Origin of the sequence: Actinomadura geliboluensis (assembly GCF_043197915.1) — a bacterium.
Taxonomy (GTDB): domain Bacteria; phylum Actinomycetota; class Actinomycetes; order Streptosporangiales; family Streptosporangiaceae; genus Spirillospora; species Spirillospora geliboluensis.
In genome coordinates, this window is the sequence record NZ_JBICUA010000001.1 from 280,093 (window position 1) to 287,192 (window position 7,100).

Annotated in this window: 7 protein-coding genes; 5 read left to right on the top strand and 2 right to left on the bottom strand. The window is 76.9% G+C overall.

Annotated elements, in window-relative coordinates; all coding sequences use genetic code 11:
* Positions 1 to 5: 5 nt before the first annotated feature.
* Positions 6 to 644 carry a phosphorylase family protein gene (locus ACGFI1_RS01345; RefSeq protein WP_392739286.1) on the bottom strand — a complete coding sequence of 213 codons (639 nt, stop codon included), beginning with the start codon at positions 642 to 644 and terminating at the stop codon, positions 6 to 8.
* 124 nt (positions 645 to 768) lie between these two features.
* Here ACGFI1_RS01345 and ACGFI1_RS01350 point away from each other — a divergent pair, with 124 nt between their 5' ends.
* Both ACGFI1_RS01350 and ACGFI1_RS01355 read left to right on the top strand, forming a co-directional pair.
* On the top strand, positions 769 to 1,104 hold the full coding sequence (locus ACGFI1_RS01350) for a hypothetical protein (protein WP_392781863.1): 336 nt from the start codon (positions 769 to 771) through the stop codon (positions 1,102 to 1,104).
* 19 nt (positions 1,105 to 1,123) lie between these two features.
* A complete protein-coding gene (locus ACGFI1_RS01355) occupies positions 1,124 to 2,302 on the top strand; it encodes a winged helix DNA-binding domain-containing protein (RefSeq protein ID WP_386868710.1) in 1,179 nt (392 codons plus the stop codon).
* A 21-nt stretch (positions 2,303 to 2,323) separates the two neighbouring features.
* Here ACGFI1_RS01355 and ACGFI1_RS01360 read toward each other — a convergent pair whose 3' ends face one another.
* Complete coding sequence (locus ACGFI1_RS01360; protein ID WP_392739290.1) at positions 2,324 to 2,911, bottom strand: hypothetical protein; 588 nt, start codon at positions 2,909 to 2,911, stop codon at positions 2,324 to 2,326.
* A 145-nt stretch (positions 2,912 to 3,056) separates the two neighbouring features.
* Between ACGFI1_RS01360 and ACGFI1_RS01365 the strand changes: the two genes are divergently transcribed.
* The 3 genes from ACGFI1_RS01365 (at position 3,057) to ACGFI1_RS01375 (ending at position 6,894) form a co-directional block, all read left to right on the top strand.
* Positions 3,057 to 4,190 carry an acyl-CoA dehydrogenase family protein gene (locus ACGFI1_RS01365; protein ID WP_392781865.1) on the top strand — a complete coding sequence of 378 codons (1,134 nt, stop codon included), beginning with the start codon at positions 3,057 to 3,059 and terminating at the stop codon, positions 4,188 to 4,190.
* The gene (locus ACGFI1_RS01370; protein ID WP_392781868.1) at positions 4,190 to 5,131 is read left to right on the top strand and encodes an acyl-CoA dehydrogenase family protein; all 942 of its coding nucleotides are present in this window, start codon (positions 4,190 to 4,192) and stop codon (positions 5,129 to 5,131) included. Before ACGFI1_RS01365 ends, ACGFI1_RS01370 begins: the two co-directional genes overlap by 1 nt.
* Before the next feature lie 62 nt (positions 5,132 to 5,193).
* The gene (locus ACGFI1_RS01375; protein ID WP_392739296.1) at positions 5,194 to 6,894 is read left to right on the top strand and encodes a CocE/NonD family hydrolase; all 1,701 of its coding nucleotides are present in this window, start codon (positions 5,194 to 5,196) and stop codon (positions 6,892 to 6,894) included.
* Positions 6,895 to 7,100: the final 206 nt, after the last annotated feature.

The window sequence follows — 7,100 nt, forward strand, 5'->3', positions numbered from 1 at the left end:
GCCGCTCACGCCCCGGCGGGGCCGTCCTCGCCGCGGACCAGCAGGACGCTCCAGCGCTCCAGCGCGGGCCCGGTGCGGGCCAGGACGCGCCGTGCGGCCAGCCCGCGGCCGATCGTGCCCGGATGCCACAGGGGGTGCCGGGGGCCGTCCACGACGACGCGCAGCGCGGCGACCGGCAGCCCGCCGGCCCGCGCGGCGACGAGGGCCGACTCCATGTCGACGGCGCGCGCGCCCTGCGCCGCCAGGACGGCCCGCTCCCGCCCCCGGACGACGTGGTCGGTCGTGACCAGCGGCCCGACCTGCGCGCTCAGCCCGTCGCGGATCAGCTCCTCCGCGAGCAGCCGGGGCGCGCTGCACGGCGCCGCCGTGCCGCCGGGCCCGCGGATCTCGTCGGCGACGAGGACGTCGCCCGGCCGCAGCCGCTCGTCGAGCGCGCCGCCGAAGCCGACGGTGACGAGGGCGGCGCAGGCGCCCGGCAGCCGGGCCGCGCGCCGGGCCCGGTAGCCGACGACCACGACCGGCGTCCGGGTGAGCCCGCGCCGCACCGCGCGCGCCTCGATCCGCAGCGCGGCGCACACGACCGGGCCGACGAGCGGGACCTCCGCGGCCCCGGCGGCGGCGAGCGGGTCACTGTCCGTGCTCACGCGTCCAGCGAAGCACGGGGCGGCCGGGGGATCCAGTCGCGTCACCGTGCGGTACCACATTCGTCCTGCGCGGATCCGCCTCCGGGAGGGCGGCGGCCGCCGGGATCGCGCCTAGACTCGCCGCATGACCTCCTTTCCCCTCCGGCGGAAGCTGGCCGTACTCCCGTTCGCGCTCCTGCCGCTCGGCGCCCTCACCGCGTGCGGCGGGGAGAACAGCGACACCTCCTGTGGCGTCGACTCCTGCACGGTGACCTTCGACCGCGGTGTGGAGGCCAGCGCGTCCATCCTCGGTGTGAAGGCCGAACTGGTGAGGGTGGAGGGCGAGATGGTCACCCTGAAGGTCGCCGGCCAGACGGTGACCGTGCCGGTCGGCGACGGAGAGCAGGCCGAGGGCTTCAACGTCTCGGTCCAGTCGGTCACCCAGGACAAGGTCGTGGTGAAGATCTCCAACAGCGGCTGAGCCCCGCTATGCTTCGCACATGCGTTCGATGACGACGGCCGAGCGGCGGGCCCGGCTCGCGCTCCGCCACCGGCTCGCCCCCGAGGCGCGCACCGACGACGTGCTCGCCATCGCCCGGTCCATGGTGGTCCTGCACGCCACCGACCCGGCCACGGTGTTCCTGTCGGTCGCCGCCCGCAGCGCCGGAGCCGGTCCGGACGCGGTCGAGCGGGCCCTGTACGACGACCGCACGCTGCTGCGGATGCTCGCCATGCGCCGGACGATGTTCGTCGCGCCCACCGAGCTGGTGCCGGTGCTGCAGGCGTCCACGGCGAACGCGCTGGCCGTCAAGCAACGGGCCACCTACACCCGGATCATCGAGCGCGGCAGCGACATCGCGGACGTCCCGTCCTTCTTCGCCGAGGCCGCGGAGGCCGCGCACAAGGCGCTGCTGGCGCGCGGCGAGGCCACCGGCGCCCAGCTCGGCGCCGACGTCCCGGCGCTGCGCACGCAGGTCGACCCGGCGCCCGGCAAGTCCTACTCCCGGCCGACGGGCGTCACCACCTGGATCCTCGTCACGCTCGGCTGCGAGGGCCGCATCGTGCGCGGGCGGCCGAACGGCTCGTGGATCAGCAGCCAGTACCGCTGGGCGCCCGTCGAGGAGTGGCTGCCCGGCGGCATCGCGGAGATCCCCGCCGCCGAGGCCCGCACGGAGCTCGTCCGCCGCTGGCTGCGCGCGTTCGGCCCGGCCCCGGCCGCCGACCTGAAGTGGTGGACGGGCTGGAACGCCGGCGACGTGAAGAAGGCCCTCGCGCCGCTGGAGGTCACCGAGGTCGCGCTCGACGACGGCGGCACCGGCCTCGTCCTGTCCGACGACCTGGAGCCGGCGGCGCGGCCGGAGCCGTGGGCGGCGCTGCTGCCCGCGCTCGACGCGACGCCGATGGGCTGGCGGGAGCGCGGCTGGTTCCTCGGCGGCCACGGCCCCGCGCTGTTCGACCGCAACGGCAACATCGGCCCGTCCGTCTGGTGGGACGGCCGCATCGTCGGCGGCTGGGCGCAGCGCGCGGACGGCGAGATCGCGGTCCGCGTCCTGGAGGACGTCGGCGCCGACGCTGAGGCGGCGATCGAGCGGGAGGCCGCCCGCCTGGCGGACTGGTACGGCGAGGTGCGCGCCGTCCCCCGCTTCCGCACCCCGCTGGAGCGCGAGCTCACGTCCTGACCCGGTGGGCCGGGCCCGGGTTCACCGGCGGGCGGCGCTCCGCCGGAAGGCGATCACCACGAAGCTGAGGACGGCGAGCCCGCCCGCCCCGAGGGCCGCGAACAGGGCGAGCCCCAGGTAGGCGTTCGCGGTGTCGTCCGGCGTCACCAGGACCGGGCCGTCGGTGCCCCGGCAGGTGAGCAGCGCGCCCCCGGTCACCGGCGCCTCGAAGGTGGCCGTGTACCGGTATCCGGCCCGGTCGGAGGCGCTCCAGGAGTTCTTCCGGGTGAGCCTGATGGGCCCGGACCGCCCGCCCGACCGCACGGAGCACGCGTAGGGCGTGGAGCCGCCCGTGCGGACGTAGACGAAGTAGCCGTGCCCCTCGGAGAGCTGGACCGCCACTCCCGTGGCCGGGTCGCCGGCCGACGCCGGCCCCTCCGCGACCTTGGAGTCGTCCCACAGGAACGCCACCGGGGTGAAGAAGCCCACCACGGCCGCGAGGACCAGGCCGATGGGCAGCGCGTACCAGCCGGTGCCGGGCCCGGCGCGCCGCTGCGGGGTCCATGAGGGGGCCTCCTGGCCCGGCCCCGCGGGCGGCGGTCCCATCGGCAGGTTCGACCCCGGCCACATGTCGTGTACTCCCCCTGGAGACGGGCTGTGAGAACGCAACCATTCCAGACAACGCCCATCCGGTCGAGAACGATCCCCGGTAAGGACCCGCTGACATGCGTCCGGAAGCGCGTCGGTAACGTCGCCCTGAGACCGAGGAGGCGCAGTGGCCAGACCGTCCGACCTGGATCCCGGAACGTTCCCGCCGCGGGCCGCCGAACTGCGCGCGCAGGTGCGGGAGTTCCTCGCGCGGACGCCGTTCACGGCCCGCTGCGACAGCTGGCTCACCGGCGCCGACCCCGCGTTCAGCCGGCGCCTCGGCGAGCGCGGCTGGCTCGGCATGACGCTGCCGGAGCGGTACGGCGGGCACGGCCGCTCCCCGCTGGAGCGGTTCGTGGTCATCGAGGAGCTGCTCGCCGCCGGGGCGCCCGTCGGCGCGCACTGGATCGCCGACCGGCAGACCGGGCCGAGCATCCTCGCCCACGGCACCGAGGAGCAGAAGAACCGGTTCCTCCCGGCGATCGCGCGCGGCGAGTGCTTCTTCGCCATCGGGATGAGCGAGCCCGACTCCGGGTCGGACCTCGCGTCCGTCCGGACCCGCGCCGAGCGGGACGGGGACGGGTGGCGGCTGCACGGCACCAAGGTGTGGACGAGCGGCGCCCACCTCGCGCACGCGATCCTCGTCCTGGCCCGCAGCGCGCCGAGGGGCGACGACCGGCACGCGGGGCTGACGCAGTTCATCGTCCCGCTGCCGGACGAGCGGGTGGCGGTCCGCCCGATCCGGGGGCTGTCCGGCGAGCACCACTTCAACGAGGTCGTGCTCGACGGGGTGCGCGTCCCCGACTCGATGGTGCTCGGCCGCGTCGGGGACGGCTGGCGCCAGGTCACCGCGGAGCTGGCCTACGAGCGCAGCGGCCCGGAGCGGCTGCTCAGCACGTTCCTGCTCGTCCGGCTGCTGCACGGCCGCGCGGACGGGCCGGCGGCGCGCCGCACCCTCGGCCGGCTGACGGCGCGGCTGTGGGCGCTGCGGCAGGCGTCCCTGGGCGTCGCGGGCGCGCTGGACGCCGGGCTGACCCCGGACGTCCCCGCCGCGCTGGTGAAGGACCTCGGGACCCGGTTCGAGCGCGAGGTGATCGAGGCCGTGCGGGAGCACGCGGGCGTGGAGCCCGACCCCGCCTCCCCCGACCCGCTGGCCCGCGCGCTCGCGGAGTCGGTCGTCCAGGCGCCCGGGTTCACGCTGCGGGGCGGCACCAACGAGATCCTGCGCGGCATCGTCGCGCGCGGCCTGGGAGTGCGCTGATGGAGCTGCTGGAGGAGACCGCGAACGAGATCCTGGCCGGGGACCGGCCGTGGCCGGCGCTGGCGGAGTCCGGGCTGGCGCTGGTCGGGGTGCCGGAGGAGGCGGGCGGCAGCGGCGGGGGCCTCGCCGACGCCGCCGCCGTGCTCCGCGCGGCCGGGTACCACGCCGCCGCCGTCCCGCTCGCCGAGACGGGCTGGCTCGCCGGGCGGCTGCTGGCCGAGGCGGGCCTGCCGGTCCCCGCCGGGGTCCTGACGGCGGCGTCCGGCGCGGTGGCGGACGGCGGGACGCTGAGCGGGACGCTGCGGCGGGTCCCCTGGGCGCGCGACGCGGACCGCCTCGTCGTCCTGGCCGGCGGGGTCGTCGCGGTCGTCGACCCGTCCCTCACGCAGATCACCGAGGGCGTGAACGTGGCGGGCGAGCCCCGCGACGACGTCGTCCTGTCCGGCGTGCGGGCCGAGGCCGTGGCGCCGTGCCCGGTGGACGCGGCGGAGCTGCGGCGGCGCGGGGCGCTGGCGCGGGCGGTGCAGCTGACCGGGGCGATGGCGCGGGCGCTCGACCTGTCGGTCCGGTACGCGGGCGAGCGCGAGCAGTTCGGGCGGCCGCTCGGGCGGTTCCAGGCCGTCCAGCAGATGCTCGCCGAGCTCGCCGGGGAGGCCACGGTCGCCGACGTCGCGGTGCGCGCCGCCGTCCGGACCCCGGACGACCCGGTCGCGGTGGCCGCCGCCAAGGCCAACGCCTCGCGCGCGGCGGGCGCCGTCGCGGCGATCGCGCACCAGGTCCACGGCGCGCTCGGCGTCACCGAGGAGCACGTGCTGCACAAGGTCACGCTGCGGCTCGGGGCGTGGCGGGACGAGTACGGCAACGAGACCGCCTGGGCCGACGACCTGGGCGCCGCGGCCGCCGCCGCGCCCGACCCCTGGGCGTTCATCACGGGCCCCTGACGGTTGCGGCCGCCGTCCGCGGTTACCTTACCTGGGAGTAGCCGACCGCGGACGGAGGCAGCATGGCGCCCTGGGACCGACTGCCCTCCCCTTCTCTCCGGCTGCCGCACCCGCGCGGACTGCTGCGGTACACCGTCGAGCGCGACCTTCCGGTGACCATGCCGGACGGCGTGACGCTGCTCGCCGACCGGTACATCCCCACGGGCGTGGAGCGTCCGCCCACGATCCTGGTGCGGACGCCCTACGGCCGGCGTGGGCCCGCCGCCCTCGCCAATGGGCTGCCGTTCGTCCCGTTCGGTTTCCAGCTGGTCGTGCAAAGCGCGCGCGGGACGTCCGGGTCCGGCGGCGAGTTCGACCCGCTCGGCAGCGAGCGCGACGACGGCCTGGTCACGGTCGAGTGGATGAAGCGGCAGCCCTGGTTCCACGGCTCGTTCGCCACCTACGGCGCCAGCTACCTCGGCTACTCGGCCTGGTCGATCGCCGCCGAGGCGGGCCCGGCGCTGAAGGCGATGTCGCTGCAGATCACGGCGTCGTCGTTCCGGGACGCCGCCTACGTCGGCGGGTCGTTCGCGCTGGAGTCCACGCTCACCTGGACCGACCTCACCCACCGGCAGCAGCAGCGGCTCGGCATGCTGACCGCGCCGCTGACGGCCCGCCGCCGCGCCCTGCGCGCCGCCCGCTCCGGCCGCCCCCTCGCCGAGCTGGACGTCCTGGCGGGCGGCCGGCCCATGCGCTTCTACCAGGACCTCCTCGCCAACCACGGCGCCCCCGGCCGCTACTGGGACCGCCGCGACTTCAGCGGCACCGTCGGCCAGGTCGCCGCGCCCGTCACCCTCCTCGGCGGCTGGTACGACGTGTTCCTGCCCTGGCAGATCAAGGACTACCTCGCCCTGCGCGCCGCCGGGAACACCCCGTACCTGACCATCGGGCCCTGGTGGCACACCGACGCCCGGCACGGCCTGCCCGGCATCCGCGAGTCGCTCGCCTGGTTCCGCGCCCACCTGCAGGGCGACCCGTCCGGGCTGCGCGTCGACCCCGTCCGGCTCTACATCACCGGCGCCCGCGAGTGGCGGCACTACGGCGACTGGCCGCCGCCGGGCACCCGGCAGGCCCGCTGGCACCTGCACGCCGGCCCGCCGAACGAGCACGGCCTCGGCGAGGACGGCCCCCAGGACCACCCGCCGAGCACCTACACCTTCGACCCGGCCGACCCCACGCCCGCGCTCGGCGGGCCCACCCTGCTCGGCAGCTCCCGCCCGGTCGACAACCGGCCGCTGGAGCGGCGCCCGGACGTCCTGGTGTTCACCTCCGCCGCCCTCACCGCCGACCTCGACGTGATCGGCCCGGTCGGCGCCGACCTGTTCGTCCGCTCCGACCGCGAGCACACCGACTTCGTCGTCCGGCTCTGCGACGTCGCGCCGGACGGGACGTCCCGCAACGTCTGCGAGGGCGGCCTGCGGCTCCCCGCGATCGCCGAGAAGCCCGTCGGGACGGACGGCGTCCGCCGCATCGCCGTCGACCTTTGGCCCACCGGGCACCGCTTCCCGCGCGGCCACCGCGTCCGCGTGCACGTCACGAGCGGCGCCCACCCCAAGGTCGCCGCCAACCCGGGCACCGGCGAACCCCTGGCGACCACCGCGACCCGCATGGTCAGGGCGCACCAGGAGGTCTTCCACGACCCGGACCACCCGTCCGCGATCATCCTGCCGATCGCCGAACGCTCCCCCGAAGCCGCCGTCCCCGCCCCCGCAGACGACACCTGACCCCGCCGAGCCGAGCACCGCAGCGCAGTTCGAACCCCAGCCACCACTCACCCCAGCCACCACTCACGGGTCGGGCGGCCGGAGGGCGCCCAGCGCCCGGAGGCCGCCCGACCCGCCGGGGGGGGGGGGGGGGGGGGGGGGGGGGCCCCCGCGGGGGGGGGGGGGGGGCCGCGGGGGGGGGGGGGGGGGGGGGGGGGGGGCCCGGG